Raw genomic sequence first — 25,035 nt, 5'->3', positions numbered from 1 at the left:
CGCTCGGCGCCAGGAGCGCCTCACCGGCTTCGGAGCACTGTGCCGGACACCGTCCGGCCGACCCGCGCCCGCGCCCAGGCCGGTTTACGGCTCGAACTTGTAGCCCAGACCACGCACCGTCACCAGGTACCGCGGCGCACCCGGGTCCGGCTCGATTTTGGCGCGCAGGCGCTTGACGTGGACGTCCAGCGTCTTGGTGTCGCCCACGTAGTCCGCGCCCCAGACGCGGTCGATCAGCTGCATACGGGTCAGCACCCGGCCCGCGTTGCGCAGCAGCATCTCCAGCAGGTCGAACTCCTTCAGCGGGAGATCGACCTTGCCGCCCGAGACCGTGACCACATGGCGGTCCACGTCCATCCGGACCGGGCCGGCCTCCAGGGCCGCCGGGGCGACCTCCTCCGGCTCTCCGCGGCGGCGCAGGACCGCACGGATGCGGGCGACCAGCTCCCGCGAGGAGAAGGGCTTGGTGACGTAGTCGTCGGCTCCTATTTCCAGCCCGACGACCTTGTCGATCTCGCTGTCCTTGGCGGTCACCATGATGACCGGGACATTCGAGCGGCCGCGCAGCTGGCGGCACACCTCGGTGCCCGGCAGCCCGGGCAGCATCAGGTCGAGGAGAACGAGGTCGGCGCCATTGCGCTCGAACTCGTCGAGCCCCTCGGGCCCCGTGGTCGCGATGGCGACCTCGAAGCCCTCCTTACGGAGCATGTAGGACAGGGCGTCGCTGAATGATTCCTCATCCTCGACGACGAGCACTCGGGTCACGGAAGGACCTCCGGGGCAGGGATTTCGGCGTTCGGATCGGTGTCGTAAGGCCGGTCGTCGTCCTCGTCGACGCGATCCGGTCCGTTGGATGAGCGTTCCCGGCCGGCGCCCGCTTCGGGCAGCCGCAGGGTGAAAGTGGAGCCCTGACCCTCGGAGCTCCACACAGTGACTTCCCCGCCGTGCGAGGCGGCCACATGCTTGACGATGGCCAGGCCCAGGCCGGTGCCTCCGGTGGCCCGGGAGCGGGCGGGGTCGACGCGGTAGAACCGCTCGAAGACCCGCTCGCGGTCCTTCTCCGAGATGCCGATGCCCTGGTCGGTGACGGCGATCTCGATGAGATCACCGCCGGGCGCGGAGACACGGCGCGCGGACACGCCGACACGGGTTCGGGCCGGCGAGTAGTTGACGGCGTTCTCGACCAGGTTACCGAGGGCCGCGGCGAGCTGACCGCGGTTGCCCCAGATGTGCAGGTCGGCGGTGGCTCCCCCGGGGCCTCCGCCGCCAACGGCCATCGTGATCTGTTTGGTGGATGCCGGGTGCCGGGAGCGGTCGATGGCCTCGGCGACCAGTTCGTCCACGCGTACGGGTTCTGCGTCCTCCAGCGGGTCGTCGTTCTGCACCCGGGAGAGGTCGATGAGCTCCTGTACGAGATTGGTGAGCCGGGTCGCCTCGATCTGCATCCGGCCGGCGAAGCGGGTGACCGCCTCGGGGTCGTCCGAGGCGTCCATGACCGCCTCGGAGAGCAGGGAGAGCGCCCCGACCGGGGTCTTGAGCTCATGGCTGACGTTCGCGACGAAGTCCCGCCGTACCGCTTCGATCCGGCGGGCCTCTGTGAGGTCCTCGACCAGCAGCAGGACAAGCCGGGAGCCGAGAGGAGCCACCCGGGCGGAGACGGCGAGGGCCTCGCCGCGGCCGGTGCCGCGCCGGGGCAGGTCCAGTTCCACCTGCCGTATCTCGCCGTCTCGACGGGTGTCGCGGGCCATGTGCAGCATCGGTTCGACGGCGAGCTTCCCGCCGCGGACCAGACCGAGGGCGTACGCCGCGGAGCTGGCCTTGACGACGGAGTCGCTCTCGTCGAGTACGACGGCGGAGGAGCGGAGCACGGACAGAACCGTGTCGACGCCGGGCGGCAGCACGGCGTCGGTGTGCAGGGAAGTGCGGGTGGGTCGCGCCTGGTCGCGTTCGCTCCAGCGGAACGCCAGCATGGCGATGACACCGGTGCACAACCCGGCGATCGCTGCCGCTGCGGCGACCGCCGCGTTCACGTCCATGCACCCAGGTTATGCGTGCTCGCCGAGATGCTCCCAGCCATACGGGTGGCACCTCGAACAGTCGTCGCCCAGAGTTCACCAAGGGGATAGTGCTGGTTCATTTGAGGGGGAGACTCCGGACGCGTAACGGACAGAACGTGGGAGCGTGGGGGTCCGAGCCCCACTCGGACCCCGGTCACATCTAGAGAGGGACAACCCCATGCGGGACGCGTACCACGAGGAACTGGACTCGATCGGCGAGGGCCTGGTCGAGATGGCCCGGCTGGTCGGGTCGGCGATCGGGCGCGCCACCACGTCCATGCTCGACGCCGATCTCAAGCTCGCCGAGAGTGTGATCGCCGGCGACCAGAAGGTCGACGATCTGCAGCACGATCTCGAGGCACGGGCGATCGCCCTGCTGGCCCGGCAGCAGCCGGTCGCGACGGATCTGCGGATAGTGGTGACCTCGCTGCGGATGAGTGCCGACCTGGAGCGCTCGGGCGACCTGGCCCAGCATGTGGCCAAGCTGGCCCGGCTCCGCTTCCCCGACTCGGCCGTGCCGAACGACCTGCACGCCACCATCCTGGAGATGGGGCAGCTGGCGCAGCGGCTGATGGCCAAGGCGGCGGAGGTCATCATCACCAAGGACGTCGACCTGGCGCTGCAGCTGGAGACGGACGACGACGAGATGGACCTGCTGCACCGCACGCTCTTCCAGCACCTGATCGACGACCGCTGGAAGCACGGCATCGAGACGGCGGTGGACGTGACGCTGCTCGGCCGCTACTACGAGCGCTTCGCCGACCACGCGGTGTCGGTGGCGAAGCGGGTTGTGTACCTGGTCACAGGCGAGCACGCGGACGAGCTCCAGCCGCCGACGCAGGTCGAGGGCGCGTAACCGGCGCGGGGGGCCGGCGGGCGGGCCATGCATCCGCGCGCTGTTGATGCGCCCGCCGCATTGGGCATGGGATGGGCAGAGGCGGCACATCTCGTACGCCCATGAGGAGGGACCCATGGCCGAATCCCCCATGACCGAACCTCAGCAGGACACACCAGTTGAAGTGGTGTTCCTGCCCGTCCTCGGCGCCTGCGGCTGCGGTTCGGGCTGTGGCTGCGGCTGCCAGTCGGGCGCGCCCTGCCAGTGCGGTGGCTGCTGCGGCTAGCCGGGCTTCGTACAGCTTCGTATGGCTTCATACGCATACGAGAGGGCCCCGTCCTCGACGGACGGGGCCCTCTGGCGTACGTATCGCGTTACTTCTTGCCCTGGTTCTTGACCGCTTCGATCGCCGCCGCCGCGGCGTCCGGGTCGAGGTAGGTGCCGCCCGGCTTGATCGGGTTGAAGTCCCCGTCGAGCTCGTAGACCAGCGGGATGCCGGTGGGAATGTTCAGGCCCGTGATGTCGGCGTCCGAGATGCCGTCGAGGTGCTTGACCAGTCCGCGCAGGCTGTTGCCGTGGGCGGCGACCAGGACCGTGCGCCCGGTCAGCAGGTCCGGGACGATGCCGTCGTACCAGTACGGCAGCATCCGCTCGACGACGTCCTTGAGGCACTCGGTGCGCGGGCGCAGCTCGCTCGGGATGGTCGCGTAGCGCGGGTCGTCGCTCTGGGAGAACTCCGCGCCGTCCTCGAGGGCCGGCGGCGGGGTGTCGTACGAACGGCGCCACAGCATGAACTGCTCCTCGCCGAACTCGGCCAGGGTCTGCGCCTTGTCCTTGCCCTGCAGCGCGCCGTAGTGACGCTCGTTCAGCCGCCAGGAGCGGTGGACCGGGATCCATTGGCGGTCCGCGGACTCCAGTGCCAGCTGCGCGGTGCGGATGGCGCGCTTCTGCAGCGAGGTGTGCAGTACGTCGGGGAGCAGGCCGGCGTCCTTCAGCAGCTCACCGCCGCGGACTGCCTCCTTCTCGCCCTTCTCCGTCAGGTTGACGTCCACCCAACCGGTGAACAGATTCTTCGCGTTCCATTCGCTCTCGCCGTGGCGGAGGAGGATCAGCTTGTACGGTGCGTCGGCCATGTGTCCGAGCCTAATAGACGTCGCCGACGGTTGACGGCCCGCGTCAATTGGCTGGCGGCCGGGGCCCCCCGTATGTAACTTGCGGATGTGGACTAAGCCACTTACACCCGGGGGGATCCGTATGTCGGTCGCCGGTCTGAGACGTGCCGCGCGAGAGAGCGTCTCGGGACTCCCCCGTGAGTTCTGGTGGCTGTGGACGAGCACTCTGGTCAACCGACTTGGGGCTTTTGTCGCCACTTTCATGGTGCTCTATCTGACTATGGACCGGGGCTATTCGGCCACGTACGCGGGGCTGGTGGTCGCCCTCCACGGGCTCGGCGGCGTCGTCTCCTCGCTCGGCGGGGGCGTGATGGCCGACCGGCTCGGGCGGCGGCCGACCCTCCTGATCGCGCAGAGTTCGACGGCTGTCTCGGTGGCCGTACTCGGCTTCATGCAGGACCCCGTCGCCATCGCGGCCGTCGCCTTTGTGGTGGGCATGGCGAGCAACGCGTCGCGGCCCGCCGTGCAGGCGATGATGGCCGACATCGTCGCGCCCGAGGACCGGGTGCGGGCCTTCTCTCTCAACTACTGGGCGATCAACCTGGGGTTCGCCGTCTCGTCGGCGGCCGCGGGCTTCATCGCCGAGTACAGCTATCTCGCCGGCTTCCTGGGCGAGGCCGCGATGACGCTGATCTGCGCGGTCGTCGTCTTCGTCAAGCTTCCGGAGTCGCGGCCCGAGCGGGCGAAGACGACGGGGACGGGGCCCGCGGAGCCGGAGATCGGCATGGGGACCGTGCTGCGCGACCGGCGGTTCATGAGCGTCGTCGGACTTTCGTTCCTCATCGCACTGATCTTTATGCAGGGGTTTCTCGGACTGCCGCTGGCGATGGGCGCGGACGGCTTCTCGAGCTCGGACTTCGGCATGGCGATCGCCGTCAACGGCGTCCTCATCGTCGCCCTGCAGATCCCGGTCACCCGCTTCATCGAGCACCGCGATCCGCGCCGGCTGCTGATCATCTCCTCGCTGCTTGCGGGATACGGCTTCGGGCTCACCATGTTCGCCGGGTCGATCGCCGTGTATGTGCTGACCGTGTGCGTCTGGACGCTCGCCGAGATCGTCAACGCGCCCACCCAGACCGGACTCGTGGTGCGGCTGTCGCCGCTGCACGCCCGCGGCCGCTACCAGGGCATGCACACCATGTCCTGGTCGGTGGCGGCGCTGGTCGCCCCGCTGCTGGCCGGCCTTGTCATCGACCGGTTCGGCGCGGAGTGGTTGTGGGGCCTGTGCGCGGTGCTGGGGACGGTGGCCGGGCTCGGGTACTGGCTGCTGATGCGCGGGCTGTCCGCGGAGGCGGAGTACGCGGCGGACGAGGACGAGCCGGTGCGGGAGGACGAGCCGGTGCGGGAGGACGAGCCGGTGCGGGACACGGTCACTCCGCCCGCTGGCGTTCAGTAGGCGCCGACTCCTGCCGCACGATCGCTCAGGTCCGCAGCGCCCGCTGGGCCTCGTACAGATTGCCGGGGTGTACGGCGCCGGGTGCGCCGTATGCCTCCAGGCGGGAGTTGAGGCTCCCCTTGAAGTCCGGGACGTCGATCTGGTCGAACTCGCGGACCGTGGAAATGCCCACGGTCGCGCTGTACGGGGCGATCCCGTCGATCTTGATCAGTCCGGCGCGCTCATTGACGACCGTCACATTCCAGTGGGTGAAGCGAGCGCCGTAGAGAGGTCCCGCGGAGGCGTCGCCGCCGTGGCGGCCGTTGTTGTTCACAGTGATCTCGGTGCGGACGCCTGCGAACGGCATCCCTCGGTGGGTGTCGAACGTCCCCATCTCCATCCGGCCGCGCGACCAGACGTTGTAGCTGGACAGGCCTTCCACATTGATGCCGTGGAGCTGTGTGTTCGCGGGCGCCGCGACGGTGCGCTGCGCGATGGTGAAGTCCTCGATCAGGTTGTCGTGCGAGCCCTCGCGGCAGAAGTACGGGTGGTGCGAGCCACGGCCCTCGACGCGGGTGCGGCGCAGCGTACAGGCGGAGGCGGCGACCAGGCCGAAGCCGTTGTCGACGTGGCGGACGGTGATGTCGTCGGCCCAGCAGTCGTACGCACACTGGAAGGTGACGCCGTTGTACCCCTTGTCGAGGAGGTGCTGGGACTGCGGGGTCTCGACGGCTTCCAGGGTGAGCCCTTCGACGCCGGAGCCGGTGAGCGGGGTTATGAGGGTGGTGATTCTCGGGTCCCATTCGGGGCGTACGTCCAGCGGCAGCGGCCGCTCGAAGGTGACGGTGTTCCGCCTGACGGCCGTGATGCGGACGGGCCACTCGTAGGGCACGTACGAGGTCAGCTTGGTCTTGTCGTCCCATACATACGCCTCGGGGCCCGCGCCGCCGCCCGCCATGTGCTCGAGCAGGGTGTGGCCGGCGTCGTCGGCGAGGCGGAGCAGGACGAGCTGTCCGCGGCGGAGCCGGGAGGCGTCGGGGACGGTGACGGACCAGTCGCCGCGGCGCGCGGGCCGGACGGTGGCGAGGGTGTGCCACTCGTCGCGCTTGTTGCCGCTCCAGCCCTCGAAGGGCCATGCCTTGGCCTTGATGGCGTCGGTGAGGCTGGCCCAACGCCCCTGCGGGCAGAGCCAGATGAGGCCGCCGGCCCAGGACCAGGAGGACTTGTCGCCGCCGTAGCGGCTGCCGTACGGGCCGATGAGCTCGGTGAGATTCTTTGTGGCGTACAGCGTGGTGCGGGCGCTGCCGGCGCCGCGGAGGACGACGTTGCTGTGGCCGATGCGGATGACGTCGTCGATGCGGTAGGTGCCGGCGGGTATGTGGACCGTGCCGCCGCCGCGTTCGCCGACAGCGGCGACGGCACGGTTGATCGCGGGGGCGGCGTCGGCGGAGCCGTCCGGTTCCGCCCCGTACGCAAGGACGTTGGCGACGCCGGGCCGACGGGGGAAGTACCTGGCGCCTGCTCGCTGTCCGGCCCGTCCCACGTAGGGGATCTGGGGGTGGTCGTAGGGCGCGCGGCGGAACTCTGCCCACAGGGGGGAGAGAGCTCTCCTCTCACCGGCGACCGCGGTTTCGACGCCGGGGATGCCGCCCGCGACGCAGGCCGCCGCGACAGCTGTGGCACTGCCGAGCAGAGTCCGTCTGCTGATGGCGCGTTGACCGGTCTCCATGCGCCTCTCCATGAGCCCGCCTTCCATGGATGTGAACTACGTTCATGTGTGCGTCGGCGGCGAGCATGCCACGAGCCCGTGGCGCACGGAAGGGGTCGTGCGGCAGGGAACCGTCAGGTAACCCGGTCTGAATCCAGGTCAGTTGGCCGGGCGCTGAGTCAGATGTGTGAACGCGTCCAGGTTTCGCGTCGACTCGCCCCGCGACACCCGCCACGCGTACTCCTTGCGGATCGCGCTCGCGAAGCCCAGCTCCAGCAGCGTGTTGAAGGAGCTGTCCGCCGCCTCCAGGACCGTGCCCAGCAGGCGGTCCAACTCCTCCGGAGTGACCACGGACAGCGGGAGCCTGCCGGCCAGGTAGATGTCGCCGAGCCGGTCGATCGCGTAACTCACCCCGAACAGGCGGAGGTTGCGCTCCAGCAGCCAGCGGTGGACCGCCGCGTCGTTCTCGTCCGGGTGGCGGATCACGAAGGCGTTGATGGACAGCGAGTGCTTGCCGACGAGCAGTGAGCAGGTCGTCGACAGCTTGCGGGTGCCGGGGAGTTTGACCACGTACGAGCCGGGTTCCGGGCTCTCCCAGTCGAGCTCCGCGTCCTTGAGGGTGCGCTCGATGACCTGCGCGGCCTGCTGTACCGCGGCCTGCTGTACGTCAGCCATGATGCGAGCGTACCCGTCGGCGGTGTTCGTACATCGCCGCCGTGTAGACGTCCGCAGTCGCCGTCGCCGCCGTGTCCCAGCCGAAGGACCCGGCGTGCCGGGCGGCCGCCGCACCCATGCGGGCGGCGAGGGCCGGGTCGGCGAGGAAGCGGTGCAGGGCCGCCGCGTAGTCCGCCGGGTTGTGGCCCGGGACCAGGATGCCGGTCAGCTCGTCGCGTACCGCCACCGGAAGGCCGCCGACGGCGGCAGCCACCACGGGCGTGCCGGTCGCCTCCGCCTCGATCGCCACCAGGCCGAAGGATTCGCTGTACGAGGGCATGACCAGGGTGGACGCGGCCCGGAACCAGTCCGCGAGCCGGTCCTGGCCGACCGGCGGCTGGAAGTGGACGAGGTCGGCGATGCCGAGGCGGGCGGCCAGTTTCTGCAGGCCCTCCGGCTTGGCGAGGCCGCTGCCGCTCGGGCCGCCGACGATCGGCACGAAGAGCCGCGAGCGCAGCGAGGGGTCCTTCTCCAGCAGCAGCGCGACCGCGCGGAGCAGGATGTCAGGGGCCTTCAGGGGCTGGATCCGGCCCGCGAAGAGGGGCACGAAGGCGTCCTGGGGCACGCCGAGCCGGGCCCGCGCGGCAGCGCGCCCGTCAGCCGGACGGAAGCGGTCCAGGTTCACGCCGGGGTGCACGACGGCGACCTTCGCCGGGTCTGCGTCGTAGAAGCGGACGAGTTCGTCGGCCTCCTTGGCGGTGTTCGCGATCAGCCGGTCCGCGGCGCTGACGATCTGCGTCTCGCCGATGACGCGGGACGCCGGATCAGGGGTGTCGCCCTCGGCGAGCGCGGCGTTCTTGACCTTGGCCATGGTGTGCATGGCGTGCACGAGCGGGACGCCCCACCGCTCGGCCGCGAGCCAGCCGACATGGCCGGAGAGCCAGTAATGGGAGTGGACCAGGTCGTAGTGGCCGGGGCGGTGGCCGGCCCACGCCTGCATCACACCGTGCGTGAAGGCGCACAGCTGGGCGGGGAGCTCCTCCTTGGCGAGGCCTTCGTAGGGCCCGGCGTCGACATGGCGTACGAGTACGCCGGGAGCCAGCTCCACGACCGGCGGCAGCCCGCCCGCGGTCGCCCGCGTGAAGATCTCGACCTCGATGTTGATCGCGGCGAGGCGCTTGGCGAGTTCGACTATGTAGACGTTCATGCCGCCCGCGTCGCCCGTCCCCGGCTGGTGCAGCGGGGAGGTGTGAACGCTGAGCATGGCGATCCGGCGCGGCTTGCGATGACCACCGGGGAACCTGATGCGCGGAGCCACCAGACCGCTGCTGAGGCGGGAGACGTACTGGCTCACGTCGTAGGTCCTCCTCGTTCCGGGCACGGCAAACTGCGGAAGCAGCCCGTCACCAGCTGATAACAGCGGACTCTTCCCTTCCATTTCCCGGACCCCGCTGCTTTGCCAAATCATTGCCTTCCTGCCGTCGTGTCGCGAGCGCATACCCTCACTTCCATGAACCGCCCCGTAGGCACCGCGACCCGCGGGACGACCAACCCCAACCGGCTGCGCCGCATGGACCGCTGGATCGCGGCCACCCACGGCCCCGCAATGCGCCGCAGCGAGACGCCCGTCGCCGTCGATCTCGGCTACGGCGCCGCCCCCTGGACCGCCGTGGAACTACTCCAGCGGCTGCGCACCGCCGACCCCCGCTGCGAGGTCGTCGGCATCGAGATCGACCCGGCGCGAGTTGCGGCAGCGAAGCCGTACGAGCGCGAGGGGCTCAGCTTCCGGCACGGCGGCTTCGAGGTCCCCCTCCCCGCGCGGCCGACGCTGATCCGGGCCGCCAATGTGCTGCGGCAGTACGACGAGGGCGAGGTCGCCGCCGTCTGGGCGCGGCTCTGCGCGCGCCTCGCACCCGGCGGGCTGCTGGTCGAGGGCACCTGCGACGAGATCGGGCGGCGGCACGCCTGGGTGGCGCTCGGCCCGCAGGGGCCGCGGACGGTCACCTTCGCGACCCGGCTCGGTTCGCTGGAGCGACCGTCCGACCTGGCTGAACGACTGCCCAAGGCACTGATCCACCGCAATGTGCCCGGCGAGCCGGTGCACGCGTTCCTGCGGGACTTCGACCGGGCATGGGCGGCGGCGGCTCCGTACGCCTCGCTGGGCGCCCGGCAGCGCTGGATCAAAGCCGCGGGGGACCTGGCGGGCGACTGGCCGCTGGCGGACGACCGGCGGCGGTGGCGGCAGGGTGAAGTCACCGTGAACTGGGCTGCACTCGCTCCCAATTCCGTCTGAACAGGCGCGAACGGGGGAACGCAGAGGGCGCGTTGTTCGTCCCTGACGGTGGGATCGATCGGCCGATCGGCAGCGTTCGACCGCGAGCCCCTGTCGCTTTTGCGGACGTCGTGGCACCATCTCGACGTCGTCCGTAAGTTACTGACGGTAAATCATATTTCAGGTGTTCTGGCGCTCGTACGGAGTCCGGAGTCCGGAGGGGATGTCGTGAACCGACGCCGCTGTGCCACTGCCGCGATCACTTTGGTCTGCGCACTGACCGTGCTGGCGTCACCCGGGCAGGCCTTCGCGGCTCCCGAGCCGCCGCCGGCAGCCGGCCAGGGCGCGCCGAAGAAGTCGAAGACGCCTAAGAAGTCACTGGAAGAGGTACGCCTCGAGCTCGACGCGCTCTACCGCAAGGCGTCGTCGGCGACCGACGCGTACAACCTCGCCGAGGAGCAGGCCGACAAGCAGTCGGCCGAAATCGTCAAACTGGCGCAGGAGATCGTCAAGGGCCAGGCCCGTATCGACGAGTTGAAGAACCGCGCCGGCGCCGCCGCCCGCGCCCAGTATCGCGGCGGCGGACTGCCGCCCGAGGCGCAGCTGGTGCTCACCGACGACCCGCAGCTCTTCCTGGACGGGGCCGGCAGGATCCAGCAGGGCCAGAAGGCGACCAAGGACCTCCTGGGTGAACTGACCAGGACGCAGGCCGACTTGGCGTCGTACACCAAGGACGCGAGCGCCCACTGGCGGCAGCTGGAAGCCAACCGCGTCAAGCAGGCCAAGGCCAAGAAGGAGATCAACGGCCAAATCGCCGCGGCCAAGAAGATAGAGGACCGGCTGGAGAAGGAGGAGCGCGCGCGGCTGCTTCAGTTGGAGAGGCAGGCGGAGTACAACGCGCAGACGGCCTGGTTGAGCTCCGGCGCGCTCAAGGACGTCAACGGCAAGTCGAGCGCGCAGGGCAAGAAGGCGATCCGGTTCGCGACGGCGCAGATCGGCAAGCCGTATGTGTGGGGCGCGGAGGGCCCGGGGTCGTACGACTGCTCGGGGCTCACGTCAAAGGCATGGGCGGCCGCGGGGCGCGGCATCCCGCGCACCTCCCAGGAGCAGTGGCGGCTGCTGCCCCGGATCGCCGTCAAGGACATGCGGCCGGGCGACTTGATCATCTACCACGCGGACGCCAGCCATGTGGGGATGTACGTCGGCGACGGAGCGATCGTGCACGCCCCGCGGCCGGGGCGGAATGTGACGATTGCGGGCGCGGGCTCGATGGCGATTCTGGGAGTCGTACGCCCCGACAAGTGACGCAGACAACCCTAGTGACCTTCGTCATGGCCGCCATCAGGGCCGAACGGGCAAGTACCTCCCCATGCGCGGCATATGACAGTGACTCTTTGCGTTATCGCGTGCCGTACGCCATTCCGCTCCGCTGCAGGTACCGCTAGTGTCCTCGTCCGGTGGGGCGTCGAACGTCGCCCGACCGCCCTCGGGGGGAGGGAAGGAAGACCAGTCAGATGCCCGTACCTGTACCGCGACAGAGAAACGCCCCCGTCGCGGCCCCCGCCCACGGGAGCACCAATGGCGGCGACCTCACCCTCCTGGTGATCGAGGACGACCCGGCGGGCACCTTCACCGTCCCCGAGCTGCTCGACGCGGCCGGAACCCGGGTCCGTATCCGCAGCGCCCGCAACCTCACAGAGGCGGAGCGGCTGCTCACGGACGACGTCCACTGCATCCTCGTCGACCTGGGGCTGCCCGGCGCCGGCGAGGAGGATCTCGCCCCGCTCAAGCACGTGCTGCGGCTCGCGCCGCGCCACGCGGTCCTCGCCCTGACCACGTCGGGGGACGCCGAGCGCGCCGCGGAGGCGGTACGGGTGGGGGCCCAGGACCATCTGTTCCGCGACGAGCTCGACGAACGGCTGCTGAGCCGCGCCATCCGGTACGCGGTCGAGCGCAAACGCGCCGATGTGACACAGGTCAAACTCGCCGAGTCCCGGCTGCGCGCCCAGGAGAACGCCCGCCTTGAGCGCGGGCTGCTGCCCACTCCGCTGCTCGAGGGCTCGAATCTGCGGTTCTCGGCGCGGTACCGGCCGGGTCGCTCGCGCGCGCTGCTCGGCGGGGACTTCTACGACACCGTCCGCACCGCGGACGGCACGGTCCACGCGATGATCGGCGACGTCTGCGGGCACGGCCCGGACGAGGCGGCGCTCGGCGTCGAGCTGCGCATCGCCTGGCGGGCCCTGACGTTCGCGGGCCTGTGCGGGGACGAACTGCTCTCCACGCTCCAGCAGGTCCTGGAGCACGAGCGGGAGAGCGAGGAGATCTTCGCGACGCTCTGCACGGTCGACATCGCGCCGGACGGACGGCGGGCGGGCCTGTGCCTGGCGGGCCACCCCGCGCCGCTGATCGCCCGGCGGGGGCAGGCGGCGCAGTTGCTGCCGTACGACGAGGGCGGCCCGGCACTCGGCCTGCTGCCGCGGGCCCGCTGGCCGCGCCGCCAGGTGGAGCTGGGCGGCGCCTGGAGCCTGATGATGTACACGGACGGGCTGATCGAGGGCCGTGTGGGGCCGGGCGAGAAGCAGCGGCTCGGCCAGGACGGGATGGTCGAGATGATCAACCGGCAGCTGGCGGCGGGGCTCGACGGCGAGGCGCTGCTGGAGTCGGCGGTCGCGGAGGTGCGCGAGCTGAACGGCGGGGAGCTGACGGACGACGTGGCCGTGCTGCTGCTCAGCAGAAACGATTCTCGGAGCTAGCGCGACCGGCGTGGTGGCTACCGGCCGCCGTTGTACGGACCGTACGGACCGTCGCTGCTGGAGCCGCCGCCGCGGCGGCCGCCGCCGCCGGAGACCTGCTTGAGGGCGGGCCGTACGTCCACGAAGAAGACGATCGTGGCGATCAGCCCGGCGATCGACAGGAACAGCACGGAGACGAACAGGTTCAACGCGACCGTGACGCCCAGGATGATCAGCCAGAAGGACTTCTTCTGCTTGTCGGCGGCGCGGTAGGCGTCCTCGCGGGCCAGGGCAGCCATGAACAGAGCGGTCACGGAGGAGACGAGGAAGACCAGGTCGAGGATCAGCCAGAGGCCGATGTCGAATCCCGCACGCAACATGCTGAGCACCGCCTAAGAAGTGGTTTCGTAGCGCCTCGCGGCCAAGGTACCGGGAGAACGCGCCGGGCACCCCAAAAGGTGCCCGGCCCGTCCGCTCGGTACTGGCCTGTCCAGCACTGGCCTACCCAGCACCGGCACGCTTGGCACCGGCACGCTTGGCACCGGCACGCTTGGGCTGCCTGCCGGGCCTGGCCTGCACTGGCACTGGTCAGCCCTGGCATATCTGGAAGGCGGCACAGACGTGCTTGGCACCGGCGCGCTTGGTGCCGGCATGCCTGGCCTGGCCTTGCCTGGCCTTGCCTGGCAGCCGACACTGACGTGCTCGGCGCTGGCCCAGCCGGCCCGGCCTGGCCGACCCGGATGGCCTGCCTGCACTGCACTGGTCAGCCCTGCCTGGCACCGGCACTGACGTGCTCGGCAATGGCCCGGCCGGCCCGGCGGCCTACCTGGCCGCGCGGCCCGGCATGCCGACACTGGCCTACTTGGCCGGCGGCGTGGCCTTCTTCGCCGCGGGCTTGCGCGGCGGGGCCTTGCGGGCGGCCGGAGGAGCGGGCTTCTTCGTCTCGGCCTTGGCCTCGTTCTTCTCCTCGGCCTTCGGCGCCGCCTTCTCCTCGGCCGGGGGCTCGACGGCGACGGCGATCTCGGCGATCTCGTCGGCCGCCTCGCCGCGCCACGCCCTCACGGTCTGCTCGCCGTGCTCGGCGACCTTCTCGTATGCCTCACGGGCCTTGACGGCGTACTCGGCCGCCACGCCGACGCTGCGCAGCGCCAGGTCCTGAGCACTCTCGCCCAGCTTCTTCAGGTCGGTGTCGAAGGTCTCGAGCACTTCGGTGACCTTGGCCTGAACGGTGGCCTGGGCCTCCTTGGCCTGGATGGTCACCTTCTCCTGGACGGCCTTGGGGTCTGTGTTGCGTACGGCGTCGATACGGCTCGGGGCCTCGGCCTTGAGCTGCTCGATCAGCGCGGGGACCTTCTTCGCCTGCTGAACGGCGAGGTCGGCGGTGCCGGCCGCGAAGTAGAGGGGGGTCGGGTCGGTGAGGGTCTTACGCAGGTCATCGGTGATGGCCATGACTGTGGTCCTCCCGGATCGCAAGTCGGTGTTCAGGCTGAGGGTTTGTCGGCATCACTGCCGTCGGCCGTGCGGGGGCCGTCATCGTCGGCATCCATTCCATGCGCATCCGTGCCGCTCACATCTATGCCGTTTTCCCGGCGGAAGGACTCGTAGATCTGCAGCAGCACTTGCTTCTGCCGCTCGTTGATCGAGGGGTCGGCGAGGATGACGGCACGCGTCTCCAGCTCGTCCCGCTCCCGCTCGTCGAGAATTCCGGCCCGCACATACAGCGTCTCGGCGGAGATCCGCAGGGCCTTGGCGACCTGCTGCAGCACTTCCGCGCTCGGCTTGCGCAGCCCGCGCTCGATCTGGCTCAGATACGGATTGGACACCCCGGCGGCGTCGGCAAGCTGCCGGAGCGAGAGCTGCGCGGTGCGCCGCTGCTCGCGCAGGTATTCGCCGAGATTGCCGACGTTGAGTGATGCCATGCCTTGATGGTGCACCAGGCGCGCTAACTATTGCAAGCACATGCTTGCAAAAGTGTTCCAAGGCACATGTGACTGAGTGTGAGCCTGAGCACGATGGGTGTCGTTTTTGCAGGACAACTGTCGTACCAACGCGCCCAACCCAGGGTGTCCGGACGCCGCCCTGGGGGCGTCCCGTCGGACCCGACGCTTGTTCACTCAGTCGCGCCCGGGACCCTCCGCCGCTTCCCACTCAGCCAGCGTCTCGCGGAGTTCTTCGGGGATCTCGGGATGGTCGTGGAAGGGCCAGCCAGGTCGAGCAGGACGCGCCACAGGTCCCGGGCGTTACCCAGTGATGAGCATGCGCCGATCATGTCAGCGCGGACCGCAGGTGCGCCTCGGGTTTCCGACGTCGCCGCCCTCCAGCAGCACGACCACAGTCCCAAGTAGTTACTCAGCACTACACGCCACCTGGCGGTAGCTATACGAGAACAGGGCCATGATCCCCGTGGGTTCAAGGAAACCGAGGACTATTGTGTCCTTGGTCCTGAAGCGCGGGTGCTGCTGATTCGGTCGACGGCATCTGTCCATGATCTCGTCACAGGGTGAACCAGGGCGAGCCGATTTCGAGCTGGCGGTCGACGCGGAGCCGTTCGAGGGTGGCGGCGAGGTTGCGGGTGGCCCGGATGGTCAGTCTTGTACGACAGTAGGCCTCGCATCAACTGACGCGAGGCCCACTGGCTTCCGACTTTGTCGATACTGCTTCGTTGGGTGCTTAACCACGTGAAGACAACGGAGAAGGATTCGTCACCTGCAAGAGCGCACGACTCCGGATTGAATCTTGGTGGATGTGCCTTCCCAGATGGTTTCCGTAAAGTAATTGTGACATCCCGACCGCCTATCTCCATAGACGGTGACGCTTCCGGTAACAAAAGACCAATAGGTTCCGGAGGCGACGGTTTGATCAGGCCAATTATTAATCACTCTGCGAACTTCGACCCTCAGGTTGATCTTGTTCGTACAGCCCGTACGCCCACCTACGCCAACGATTCTGCCAGTAGAACTGACCGTCGGCACCTTGGCGAACCAGTTACAATCGGCGGACTCCTTCGCTGAGGCTACCGGCGTTAAAATTGCAGCTGCCACGAACACAGTTGCCAGTATCGCGATAACTCGTTTGATCATAATCCCCTCCAATTTGTGGCCCCGGTCGCGAGACGCTAGCAGCCTTTGCCTTCAACCGGCAGATTGTTTTGCGTCCCCGCTGCATGATTTTTTGTGGTGCGCGTCCACAACCACCACAAACTGAGATCTCTACCGAACCCGGGACGGTTCAATCAGGTCTTCCGGCTCCCAGTCCTGCCGCATCCACCCCACCCCTCACCGTTCACTCGTTCAGCTCAACGAGGCGGCCAGCCCGGGGAAACGAGGGCTATGGCGGTTACTCAGCGCTACACATCACCTCGCGGCAACGATACGAGAACAGGGCCCTGATCCCCGCGAGTTCGCGGAAACTGAAGGTTCTTCAGCGGGAACCCAAGGGTCTGCGGGTGCCATTGTCGGGGGTGGACCCGTGGGTTCGTGGCGAACACGCGGGATCGGCTGCGAGGTCGGCTTGGAGAAGCTGCCGGGCGGAGTCCGCGTAGCGGATCGCGGTCTTCTCGTCGATTCCGAAGACGAGCGCAAGATGGAGCGGGTCGGCGCCGTGTGTGAGGGCCTCTTCGAGCTGACGGTCGACGCGGAGCCGTCGCTGTTTGCCGGTGACAGCGTCCCGGGCCGCGATGATGTCCTCCCGGGTGACCTCTCGCAGGTGGTCGTAGCGGCTGGACCACTCCAGCAGCACCGGCTGGATCTCACCGAGGTAGGCCCAAGTCGTATGCCGGGAACGGGGCTCGGATCGCGGGCCGCCGTCGAGGAGAGTGCGAACCCAGGCTTCGACGGCGCGATGGATACCCGGGGGCATTCCGTCGAGTTTTCGTTCCAACCACCGGTCGACGGCAGGGGTGCGGTCGTCGACGAACAGGCCAAGGCGGTCCAGGACTTCGGCGATACGCACGACGGGAAGCCCACGGAACTCGTAGGGCCGGGAAGAGCTCGGAGTATCGGATCGGCTCGCCTTCGCGGAAGCCGGACCACACGATGACCAGGGCTCGGTTCACGTCGCTGGTGATCCAGCGGCTCCAGCCGCGGGCTTCTAAGGCCCAGTTCAGGCCTTGGACTTAATGTCACCTATCTCGAAAAGTTGCATCTGCTCGGTAGCGTTCGGCTCCATGGGTGATGTGAAGATCGTTGTTGAGCGCCGATACGCCCCCGACCCGATCGACTACGAGCGACTCGTCTCGCTGGTCGAGTCCACCGGCGAACGCGTCGTGCTCACTGAGGCCGACGTGCCGGTGAGTGTCCTGTTCCCGGCGGGGGTGTTGGCCGAGCTGGAGCACTGGGCCCGTGCCGAATACTCCACACCCCCACCGATATCGCAGGAAGGGGAAGAGCAGGACGCGAACGAGCCGACGTGGGACGTTGGCCGGCTCCAGGTCGAGCCGTTGGCCGGCCCGCAGGAGTACGGACCCTACATCCGGTACGTGCGCGCCGATGGCAGTCGCGTGAGCTTCGCCCGGAGCGGGGTGGTGGTGGCGGTGCAGCTGACTGCCGACGAGGCGGCGTGGCTTGAGGACAGAGCCATGCACACGCGCCAGGGATACATGGACCCCAAGCAGGCAGCGGCATTCGAAGAGTTCCTGGCCCGACAGCCACCGGTCGGCGAGCAGTGACGTTGAGAGGGGCCCAGTCTCAGGCCGGGAAGCGCCCCCATGGAAGCTCCACCGAAGCGTGATGAAACGGCCAACTACGAAACCAGGACACACAGCGCGGCGGCGATCATCGCCGCCAGTACGCCCCGCCGCAGCCGGGTACCTCGGGTTCGAACGCTCACGTCACTCCCCTTCCAGACGTTCATCTGGAAACGAAGCTATGGAGCGAACCTGCTGGTCAGCCTCACACTGTGGGGCCCTCCAGCGGGGAGACGTGAACACTGACGATGAAGCGGACGGCCTTGGCGCGGCCATTCTTTCAGCACGGCCAGGTTGGCGGGGGTGACGCCGACGCGTTCGGCGAGTTCGCTCACGGACATCTTCGCTTGGGGAGCAAGACGTCGAGGGGGCGCGGGGGTTGCTATGTCGGTTCGCCGGCATCCGTGACCATCCGGACGAGGGTGTCGACGAGTTCGTCGGAGGTCGTGCGCAATCCGTCTGTGCCGAGGTGGCCGCTGAGCTCCATGTCCGCGATGCCGTGGGCGCTGGTGAGCAGCAGGGCGCCGTAGTGCCGTGCGTTCCGCTCCCCGACGAGGTCGGCGACGATGGCCAGGAACTCGCCCTGGAAGCGTCCGGCCGCGCGGATGCGGTCTGCGGCCGGGTCGCCCGGTCCGCATAGCTGACGCCGGACGCGATCGAGTCCTTCGCCAAGTTCTTCAGGACGGTGTCCACGGCGCCTGAACAGCATCTGGTACAGGTGCGGCTGGTCCCGGCCTACGCCGATGAGGGTGCGGAGGGCGCCGCGCAGCTTGTCGGAGGCCGACAGGGCCGGATCGGTCCGCAGGGCGTGGACCCGGTCGGCGATCCGTTCCCAGCTCTCGGTCGCGACGGCAGTCAGCAGGCTGTCCTTACCCGTGAAGTGCCGGTACGGCGCTCCCCGGCTCACGCCTGCCCGCGCGCCCACCTCGCGCAAGGTGACGACTTCGGGGCCGCCGAGGTCGAGAAGGTCGGCGGCCGCGTCGAGCAGAGCGCGGCGGGTGAGGGCGGCGGATTCCGCACGAGTAACCATGACCTCCATCATATTGTTGACAGTGTCATCTGTGCTGATAGCTTAGCCAAGGTGACAACGTCATCTGAAACACGGAAGCTAGTCGTCGTAACCGGAGCCTCCACGGGCATGGGCGCGTCAGCCGCCCGCGAACTGACTCGCCAGGGATTCCACGTCCTGGCCGGCGTGCGACGCGACCGTGACGCCGACGCCATCCGATCGACCGGCATCGAGCCGGTCATCCTCGACATCACCAAGTCCGAGCAGGTGCAAGCGCTCGCCGCACGGATCGCCGACGACCCGCGCCCGCTGCACGCGCTCGTCAACAACGCCGGCGTCCAGGTGAACGCCCCGGTCGAAGCCCTGCCGATGACGGAGTGGCGGCGGGTGTTCGAAGTCAACCTGTTCGGCCACATCGCCGTCACTCAAGCGCTCCTGCCCGCGCTGCTGCACAGCAAGGGTCGTGTGATCAACATCAGCTCGGTCGGCGGCAAGTTCGCCATGGCCACATACGGCGCGTACGCCGGCGCGAAGTTCGCCCTGGAGGCTGTCAGCGACTCGCTCCGCCGGGAAGTCGCTCCGCTGGGCGTACAGGTGGTCGTGGTCGAGCCCGGCGGCGTCCGCACGGAGATGGCTGCCCGCGGGGTCGAGACGGCGAACCACCTGGCTGCCCAGATGACGCCGGAGCAGGACGAGCGCTACGGCAGCCTGGTCCAGGCGAACAACAAGTTGATGGCCTCGGGCACTGCTTCAGGCCTGACCGCCGACGCCGCCGCCCGAGTCATTGCGAAGGCCGTGACGACTCGTAGACCGCGCACCCGCTACACCGCCGGCCGGGATGCCGCCCTGATCATGCGCCTGGGCCCGATGCTGTCCGACCGCACGCTCGACCGAGTCCTCGCCGCCAACCTGCGCCGCCGCTACCCGAAGGAAGCCGTTGGCCGACGAGGACTCCACGAACGGCTCCGTCCCCAGTGGTGCGGCCACCGGTGAGCTCAGTCAACGGACAACTTTTCCTCCGGCTCGGGACGAGGGCTCTCCCGGCGTCAACCGAGGACGACCCAGTGATACTCACGCTTCCGTGAGGTGTGCGCCCGTCTTGCGCCCATGGCGAGTGCGGCCCTTCGACGAGGCGCCGCACAGCGAAGGGCTGTTGCTAGGAGGCCTTGCTGAGGGCAGGATCCGTGCGCCAGACGGTGGCGAGTTCGGGCAGTGGTACGCCAAGTACCTCGCTGAGCCGGACGATGGTGCCGAACGCGGGCGTCGGCAGCCGACCAGTCTCGATCTTGCGGAGGGTCTCCGGCGAGATCTCTGCCGCCAAGGCCACTTCGACGGGGCTGCGCCCGGCCCGGGCGGAGCGCAACGCGGCCCCGAGGCGTCGGCCCGCCTCGATCTGTTCAGGGGCGAGCGGATGGCGAACCATGCGCACATGCTAGGGCCGCAGGTGTCCTGCGGCAACCACTCCACCCACTGGTATAAATATACCTGTCAGTGCCCCGGGGAATCGAGGATCGCAGTGATCGAGCACAAATCTCCCGAAGACATCGAGCGTATGCACGTCACTGGACAGTTCGTCGGCCAGGTGCTGGCTGAGCTCAGTGACCTCGCCGCGGTAGGGGTCAACCTGCTGGACCTGGAGCATCACGCTCGCCGCCGGATCAAGGAGCGCGGCGCGGAGTCCTGCTATTGGGACTACGAGCCCTCGTTCGGCAAGGGCCCGTTCCGTAACGTGGTGTGCCTCTCGGTCAACGATGCCGTGCTGCACGGATTGCCGCACAGCTACAAGCTGCGCGACGGGGACCTGCTGACCATGGATATGGCGGTGGGCATCGATGGCTGGGCCGCGGACTCGGCCCGCTCCGTCATCGTCGGCACCCCGGCCGAGGAGGACCTGCGGCTGATCGAGGCCACCGAGGTCGCCCTGGAAGCCGCGATCAAGGTCGCCCAGCCGGGCAACAGGCTCGGGGACATCTCCGCGGCCATCGGCGCGATCGCCGCCGAGTACGGCTACCCGGTCAACCTGGAGTTCGGCGGTCACGGTATCGGCCGCACGATGCACGAGGACCTGCACATTCCCAACGACGGTCGTCCTGGCCGCGGTTGGAAGCTGCGTCCCGGCCTGACGATCGCGATCGAGCCCTGGTTCGCCGCCGGCACCAACAAGATCGTCTTTGACCCGGACGGCTGGACGATCCGCTCGGCCGACGGCTCGCGCACCGCTCATTCCGAGCACACGGTTGCCATCACCGAGACCGGCCCGCTCGTGCTCACCCGGCGCCCTCAGAGCAATAAGGGGCTGGAAGACCAGCGGGAATCATCGGCGACCGGACGCTGACGAGGGCTTCATCGAGGATGAAGCCCAGGTGGCCGACGACACGGCGACCGCGGCGATCAGCCGCGAGCGGGGCCGAGTTCAGCCGCCGGGTGGTCGGCTGGTCGATCGCCGACCACACGCGCACCGGGCTCGTCGCCGGCGCCCGCCAGGAACCCCGCGGTCACCCGCGGCACCCTGGCGAGCCCCCGGCACTCCCGGCCACCGTGCCGCCGTCAGCGATCTTCTCGTCGCCGGGCTTCGTACCTGCCGGAAAAGTGACCGAGCCGTCCGGGTTCACCGTGCAGCCGTTGCCGCGAGCGTCCGCGACCGCCACGTCCAGCTTCCGCTTGGCCACCGCCATGTCGAAGGCGAAACCGTTCAGCGCGGTGCTTACCAGACCGCACTCGGTCTGCACGTGGTGGAAGTTCTTCGACAGCTCCTGGAGCTCCCGCAGGGCGGCCTCCGCCGTGTCGCCCTTGAGCTGGTTCCGGATGCCCACGCAGATCTGGTTGTCGATCGCGTCCTTGGCCGTACTGGCCATGTCACCCGTCAACCGGTACCCGTCCGCAGCGTCCTCGTACTCGGTCGGCTTGGAGGCCTTCAGCGTCGCAAAATCCATGGCTGCGAATCACTTCTCCTTCGCCTGGCCGCCGACGGGCTCGGAGTCCTCGTACTTCGTCTTGAGCCTGTCCAACTCCCCCTTGAGCGCCTCGTCGGATCTCCGGCTCCGCGGGGCGAAATCAAACGCCACCCCAGCCCGACTCTCTAACTGCTGAACGTCGATCCGGCCGGGGTGCCTGGCCGGCCATTTCTGGATCTCGGGCGTCTTGTAATGGTCGACGTGCACGTCGCTCACTGGCTTGAGGGTGGCGTGGTGAGTGTGGTGGGTCCGTCGGTCGCGGCTTTGGCGTAGCGGCGGGCCAGGAGCGCGAAGGCGTCTTTGAGTTCGGTCGGGCCGACGACCTCGATGTCGGCGTCGAACCTGCCGATGGTGGCGGCCAGGCCGGGCCATGACCACGAGCCCAGGACGAGCCGGCAGCGGTCCGGGCCGAGTTCCTCGACGATTCCCTCGCGGGTGTAGCGGAAGACGGCGGCGGCGGGGAGGTCGAGGATCACCTCGCCGCGGCAGGGCCAGTCGCCGGAGCCATCGGAGCCCTGGAACCTGCTGGCCACGAAGGCGGCCACCTCTCCTCCGGGCAGCTCGCGCGGGGTGAAGCGGGGCCCCGTGGGGGTGCGCGGGGTGATCCGGTCGGCGCGGAAGGTGCGCCAGTCCTCGCGGTCGAGGTCCCAGGCGACGAGGTACCAGCGCCCGCCCCAGGTGACGAGATGGTGGGGCTGCACCCGGCGCGGAAGGGATTCGGCGCGGTCGTCGTCGGTGGCTCCCGGTGGAGATGCGGGAGCGTAGTCGAAGCGCAGCACTTCGCGGGCGTGGACGGCGGCGCTGAGCGTCATGAGCACGCTGCTGTCGACCTGTGTGTCCGGTCGGGTCGCGGGCCGCTCGACGGCGGTGACCTGGAGGGTGTCGATCCGGCGGCGCAGCCGTGCGGGCATGACCTGCCGGACGGTGGTCAGCGCGCGCGCCGCCGCTTCCTCGATGCCGGCACCGGTGGTGGTGGCGATCTGGAGTGCGATGGCCAGAGCGACGGCCTGCTCGTCGTCGAACAGCAGCGGGGGCAACTCCGTGCCGGCGTCGAGCCGGTACCCACCGTCCGGCCCCTTGAAGGCCACTATCGGATAGCCGAGCTCGCGCAGGCGGTCGACGTCACGGCGCACGGTGCGCGGGCTGATGTCCAGCCGCTCGGCCAGTAGCGCCCCGGGCCAGTCCCGGCGCGCCTGGAGCAGCGAAAGCAGCGAGAGCAGTCGCGCTGAGGTCTTCGGCATGACTCCATATTGCCCTGAGAAGCGGCCACACCCTGGCCGCTTCTCTTGCGACTGTTGTCTCGTGCCAGACAACGAGAACGACCGGAAGGGCCCGATCACCGTGACCGCCACGACCACGCCACCCTCGACTCTCGACGCCGAGCGGGCCGACCTGCTCGCCGGGCTCGCGACCGCGCGATCCGCCCTGACCGAAACCATCAGCGGGCTCAGCGACGAGCAGGCCGGCGAGCATCCGACGGTCAGCGCGCTGAGCCTGGGTGGGCTGATCAAGCACGTCGCGTCCATCGAGGAAGGATGGATGCGCTTCGTGGTCGACGGCCCGTCGGCGATGCGCTACGACCTGCCCGACGGTGTCACCTGGGCCGACCTCACGGCCGGTACCGCACGCGAGTTCCCGCAGTGGGCGATCGACCACCAGAACGACCTCCGGATGCTGCCGGGCGAGACGCTGGCCAAGATCGTCGCGCGCTACGAGCAGGTCGCCGCCCGGAGCGAGGAAGTCATCGCCTCCGTGCCTGACCTGTCGGCGACGCACCCGCTGCCGGAGGCGCCCTGGAACGAGCCGGGAGCAGTGCGCAGCGTGCGCCGGGTGCTGCTGCACGTCATCGCCGAGACCGCCCAGCACGCCGGACACGCGGACATACTGCGCGAGACGCTCGACGGCCAGAAGTCGTCCTGAGCGGTGGCGGGGCCCTGCCGGATCGGGCCATCGTCCTGACCGTGTCACCCAGGGATCGCAGGGCCGGGCGGCGGCTGCTCGCCGCCCGGCCCCCGGTCCCACGGCTTTGCCGGGCCGGGCAGTCGATAACTACCAATTAGCTGTACGGAGACGAGTATGTTCAATGTTCTGGGCGATGTGAGCTCTGTCCTACACGCCACCGGCCTGTCCTACACGCCGCCGGCCGTCACACGCGCGTCGCTACGCCGGCGATCGGCCGACGCGCGAGCTGCGGCATGACCCCGATGACCGTTCTCGACACCCGGGCCCTCAACCGCGCGACGCTCGCCCGGCAGTTGCTGCTCGATCGCGCCGAAGTGCCTGTCCTCGACGCCATCGCGCACCTCGGCGGCCTGCAAGCGCAGGAACCGCAGGAACCGTTCGTCGGGCTCTGGTCGCGGCTGCGCGCGTTCGACCCGGCGGTGCTCTCGGACCTGCTGACCCGGCGGAGCGTGGTGCGGGCCCACCTCATGCGCCGCACCGTCCACCTCCTCACCGCCGACGACACCCTGGCCTGGCGGGCTCGCCACGACACCATGCTGCGCCAACGGGTCCTCGGGACCTACCGCCGCGAGCTCGACGGGATAGACCTCGACGAGCTCGCGGCGGCAGGCCGGGCGGTAATGGCCGACGACGAGCCCCGTTCGATGACCGAACTCGCGCGGGCGCTGGCTGAGCGCTGGCCGTCGCCGGGAACGCGGGCGCTGGGTGAGATGTTGATCGGCGCCCTCGTCCCGGTGGTGCAGCTGCCGCCGCGCGGGCTGTGGCGCACCAGGGCGGGAGTGCGCAACGTCCTGCTCTCCTCCTGGCTGGGGCGCGAGATCGACCCGCCGGCCCCGGAGGGCTCCGATCCGGTCGGCGAAGCGCTGGTACGGCGCTACCTGGCCGCGTTCGGCCCCGCCGCCTCTGCCGACCTGCGCGCCTGGTGCGGCCTCGCCGGACTGCCGGCCGCGGTCGCCTCGATACGGGAGGAGCTGGTCACCTTCCGCGACGAGCGGGGCCGGGAACTGTTGGACCTCCCCGACGCGCCGCGCCCCGACCCCGACACACCGGCCCCGGTGCGGTTTCTGCCGGCGTTCGACAACGCGATCCTCGGCTACCACGACCGCAGCCGGATCATCGACGACGCCCACCGCGGCCTGTCGGTCGCCGGCGCTCGCGTTGTCCTGGTCGACGGCCGGGTCGCCGCGACCTGGAGCGTCAAGGACGGCACCGTGGTTGTCACCCCGCTGCGCCGCTTCTCCCGAGCCGACCGCACCACCGTCGCCGAGCAGGGGCGGGCGCTGGCGTCGTTCCTCTCCGACAACGACAGCCACCGCGTACGGGTCGCCGCGTCTCCCCGCTGAGCAGCACACGCATGGCCCCGCAGCCGGCCGCCCCCGCTCCGACCGCGCGCAGGATCGCAGCGGGTCGACCCGCCTAAGGACGTCGGCTGAACTTGAGACGTGACGAAGGGCGGCGGGGTCACCGCGACAGCCCGCGGTGACCCCGCCGCGCGGCGCCCCCCCGCCCCCCGCCCCCCCCCCCCGCCCCGCCCCGCCCCCCCCCCCCCCCCCCCGCGCGCAACTAACCGCGCGCGACAACCACGGCGCGCCCGCGGGCTGCCAGGGGGTGGGGTTGGGCC

General features: G+C 69.3%; 26 protein-coding genes and 1 pseudogene. 11 read left to right on the top strand and 16 right to left on the bottom strand.

The window, feature by feature from the left end:
• Nucleotides 1–84: 84 nt before the first annotated feature.
• Both ACFYWY_RS29185 and ACFYWY_RS29180 read right to left on the bottom strand, forming a co-directional pair.
• On the bottom strand, nt 85–765 hold the full coding sequence (locus ACFYWY_RS29185) for a response regulator transcription factor (protein WP_108149499.1): 681 nt from the start codon (nt 763–765) through the stop codon (nt 85–87).
• Nucleotides 762–2,036, bottom strand: coding sequence for a sensor histidine kinase (locus tag ACFYWY_RS29180; protein WP_389191356.1), 1,275 nt, complete (start codon nt 2,034–2,036; stop codon nt 762–764). Before ACFYWY_RS29180 ends, ACFYWY_RS29185 begins: the two co-directional genes overlap by 4 nt.
• A 199-nt stretch (nt 2,037–2,235) precedes the next feature.
• Between ACFYWY_RS29180 and phoU the strand changes: the two genes are divergently transcribed.
• Entirely contained in the window at nt 2,236–2,913 is a 678-nt protein-coding gene (gene phoU, locus ACFYWY_RS29175) for a phosphate signaling complex protein PhoU (RefSeq protein WP_389191353.1), read from the top strand.
• A gap of 115 nt (nt 2,914–3,028) precedes the next feature.
• A complete protein-coding gene (locus ACFYWY_RS29170; RefSeq protein WP_389191350.1) occupies nt 3,029–3,178 on the top strand; it encodes a hypothetical protein in 150 nt (49 codons plus the stop codon).
• 88 nt (nt 3,179–3,266) lie between these two features.
• Here ACFYWY_RS29170 and ACFYWY_RS29165 read toward each other — a convergent pair whose 3' ends face one another.
• Nucleotides 3,267–4,025, bottom strand: a complete 759-nt coding sequence (locus ACFYWY_RS29165; protein WP_389191347.1) for a phosphoglyceromutase — start codon at nt 4,023–4,025, stop codon at nt 3,267–3,269.
• Nucleotides 4,026–4,146: 121 nt separating this feature from the next.
• On the opposite strand from ACFYWY_RS29165, the gene ACFYWY_RS29160 reads away from it, so the two are divergent.
• Nucleotides 4,147–5,460 (top strand): MDR family MFS transporter, encoded by a 1,314-nt coding sequence (locus ACFYWY_RS29160; protein WP_389191344.1) that lies wholly within the window; start codon nt 4,147–4,149, stop codon nt 5,458–5,460.
• 25 nt (nt 5,461–5,485) lie between these two features.
• Here ACFYWY_RS29160 and ACFYWY_RS29155 read toward each other — a convergent pair whose 3' ends face one another.
• From ACFYWY_RS29155 to mshA, 3 genes are all read right to left on the bottom strand, one after another.
• Complete coding sequence (locus ACFYWY_RS29155) at nt 5,486–7,168, bottom strand: glycosyl hydrolase family 28-related protein (RefSeq protein WP_389191341.1); 1,683 nt, start codon at nt 7,166–7,168, stop codon at nt 5,486–5,488.
• Nucleotides 7,169–7,306: 138 nt separating this feature from the next.
• Nucleotides 7,307–7,822 (bottom strand): YbjN domain-containing protein, encoded by a 516-nt coding sequence (locus tag ACFYWY_RS29150; protein WP_389191338.1) that lies wholly within the window; start codon nt 7,820–7,822, stop codon nt 7,307–7,309.
• Nucleotides 7,815–9,155: a D-inositol-3-phosphate glycosyltransferase gene (mshA, locus tag ACFYWY_RS29145; protein WP_389191335.1), complete on the bottom strand. Its 1,341-nt coding sequence runs from the start codon at nt 9,153–9,155 to the stop codon at nt 7,815–7,817. The genes ACFYWY_RS29150 and mshA overlap by 8 nt, the downstream gene beginning before the upstream one ends.
• Nucleotides 9,156–9,311: 156 nt before the next feature.
• On the opposite strand from mshA, the gene ACFYWY_RS29140 reads away from it, so the two are divergent.
• From ACFYWY_RS29140 to ACFYWY_RS29130, 3 genes are all read left to right on the top strand, one after another.
• Complete coding sequence (locus ACFYWY_RS29140; protein WP_389191332.1) at nt 9,312–10,094, top strand: class I SAM-dependent methyltransferase; 783 nt, start codon at nt 9,312–9,314, stop codon at nt 10,092–10,094.
• A 207-nt stretch (nt 10,095–10,301) separates the two neighbouring features.
• A complete protein-coding gene (locus ACFYWY_RS29135; protein ID WP_389191329.1) occupies nt 10,302–11,378 on the top strand; it encodes an NlpC/P60 family protein in 1,077 nt (358 codons plus the stop codon).
• 209 nt (nt 11,379–11,587) lie between these two features.
• A complete protein-coding gene (locus ACFYWY_RS29130; protein ID WP_389191326.1) occupies nt 11,588–12,826 on the top strand; it encodes a PP2C family protein-serine/threonine phosphatase in 1,239 nt (412 codons plus the stop codon).
• 17 nt (nt 12,827–12,843) lie between these two features.
• On the opposite strand, the gene ACFYWY_RS29125 is transcribed toward ACFYWY_RS29130, so the two are convergent.
• From ACFYWY_RS29125 to ACFYWY_RS29110, 4 genes are all read right to left on the bottom strand, one after another.
• A complete protein-coding gene (locus ACFYWY_RS29125) occupies nt 12,844–13,185 on the bottom strand; it encodes a DUF2516 family protein (protein WP_389191323.1) in 342 nt (113 codons plus the stop codon).
• Nucleotides 13,186–13,663: 478 nt separating this feature from the next.
• On the bottom strand, nt 13,664–14,254 hold the full coding sequence (locus ACFYWY_RS29120; protein ID WP_389191320.1) for a hypothetical protein: 591 nt from the start codon (nt 14,252–14,254) through the stop codon (nt 13,664–13,666).
• Between the two features lie 32 nt (nt 14,255–14,286).
• Nucleotides 14,287–14,724: a helix-turn-helix domain-containing protein gene (locus ACFYWY_RS29115; RefSeq protein ID WP_307662606.1), complete on the bottom strand. Its 438-nt coding sequence runs from the start codon at nt 14,722–14,724 to the stop codon at nt 14,287–14,289.
• A gap of 1,501 nt (nt 14,725–16,225) precedes the next feature.
• Nucleotides 16,226–16,756, bottom strand: coding sequence for a hypothetical protein (locus ACFYWY_RS29110; protein WP_389191316.1), 531 nt, complete (start codon nt 16,754–16,756; stop codon nt 16,226–16,228).
• A gap of 214 nt (nt 16,757–16,970) precedes the next feature.
• Between ACFYWY_RS29110 and ACFYWY_RS29105 the strand changes: the two genes are divergently transcribed.
• Entirely contained in the window at nt 16,971–17,471 is a 501-nt protein-coding gene (locus ACFYWY_RS29105; RefSeq protein WP_389191313.1) for a type II toxin-antitoxin system Phd/YefM family antitoxin, read from the top strand.
• A 268-nt stretch (nt 17,472–17,739) separates the two neighbouring features.
• Here the strand turns inward: ACFYWY_RS29105 and ACFYWY_RS29100 are convergent.
• Nucleotides 17,740–17,830, bottom strand: a pseudogene (locus tag ACFYWY_RS29100) (helix-turn-helix domain-containing protein); the annotation flags it as partial.
• Nucleotides 17,831–17,871: 41 nt separating this feature from the next.
• Nucleotides 17,872–18,519, bottom strand: coding sequence for a TetR/AcrR family transcriptional regulator (locus tag ACFYWY_RS29095; protein ID WP_389191310.1), 648 nt, complete (start codon nt 18,517–18,519; stop codon nt 17,872–17,874).
• Between the two features lie 51 nt (nt 18,520–18,570).
• On the opposite strand from ACFYWY_RS29095, the gene ACFYWY_RS29090 reads away from it, so the two are divergent.
• Nucleotides 18,571–19,491 carry an SDR family NAD(P)-dependent oxidoreductase gene (locus tag ACFYWY_RS29090; protein ID WP_389191307.1) on the top strand — a complete coding sequence of 307 codons (921 nt, stop codon included), beginning with the start codon at nt 18,571–18,573 and terminating at the stop codon, nt 19,489–19,491.
• 163 nt (nt 19,492–19,654) lie between these two features.
• On the opposite strand, the gene ACFYWY_RS29085 is transcribed toward ACFYWY_RS29090, so the two are convergent.
• Nucleotides 19,655–19,921 carry a helix-turn-helix domain-containing protein gene (locus ACFYWY_RS29085; RefSeq protein WP_389191304.1) on the bottom strand — a complete coding sequence of 89 codons (267 nt, stop codon included), beginning with the start codon at nt 19,919–19,921 and terminating at the stop codon, nt 19,655–19,657.
• 93 nt (nt 19,922–20,014) lie between these two features.
• Here ACFYWY_RS29085 and map point away from each other — a divergent pair, with 93 nt between their 5' ends.
• A complete protein-coding gene (gene map, locus ACFYWY_RS29080) occupies nt 20,015–20,833 on the top strand; it encodes a type I methionyl aminopeptidase (RefSeq protein ID WP_389191404.1) in 819 nt (272 codons plus the stop codon).
• A gap of 160 nt (nt 20,834–20,993) precedes the next feature.
• Here the strand turns inward: map and ACFYWY_RS29075 are convergent, their stop codons facing one another.
• From ACFYWY_RS29075 to ACFYWY_RS29065, 3 genes are read right to left on the bottom strand one after another with little or no spacing between them, the layout of a single operon-like run.
• Nucleotides 20,994–21,431, bottom strand: coding sequence for a hypothetical protein (locus tag ACFYWY_RS29075; protein WP_389191301.1), 438 nt, complete (start codon nt 21,429–21,431; stop codon nt 20,994–20,996).
• A 9-nt stretch (nt 21,432–21,440) separates the two neighbouring features.
• Nucleotides 21,441–21,668, bottom strand: coding sequence for a hypothetical protein (locus ACFYWY_RS29070; protein ID WP_389191298.1), 228 nt, complete (start codon nt 21,666–21,668; stop codon nt 21,441–21,443).
• On the bottom strand, nt 21,665–22,693 hold the full coding sequence (locus ACFYWY_RS29065; RefSeq protein ID WP_389191295.1) for a helix-turn-helix transcriptional regulator: 1,029 nt from the start codon (nt 22,691–22,693) through the stop codon (nt 21,665–21,667). The genes ACFYWY_RS29070 and ACFYWY_RS29065 overlap by 4 nt, the downstream gene beginning before the upstream one ends.
• A 100-nt stretch (nt 22,694–22,793) precedes the next feature.
• Here ACFYWY_RS29065 and ACFYWY_RS29060 point away from each other — a divergent pair, with 100 nt between their 5' ends.
• Nucleotides 22,794–23,372, top strand: a complete 579-nt coding sequence (locus ACFYWY_RS29060) for a DinB family protein (RefSeq protein WP_389191401.1) — start codon at nt 22,794–22,796, stop codon at nt 23,370–23,372.
• A gap of 284 nt (nt 23,373–23,656) precedes the next feature.
• Nucleotides 23,657–24,757, top strand: a complete 1,101-nt coding sequence (locus ACFYWY_RS29055) for a winged helix DNA-binding domain-containing protein (RefSeq protein WP_389191293.1) — start codon at nt 23,657–23,659, stop codon at nt 24,755–24,757.
• Nucleotides 24,758–25,035 lie beyond the last annotated feature (278 nt).

Source organism: Streptomyces sp. NPDC002870 (assembly GCF_042888505.1).
Taxonomy (GTDB): Bacteria; Actinomycetota; Actinomycetes; order Streptomycetales; family Streptomycetaceae; genus Streptomyces.
This window is presented reverse-complemented; position numbering and strand designations above follow the sequence as displayed.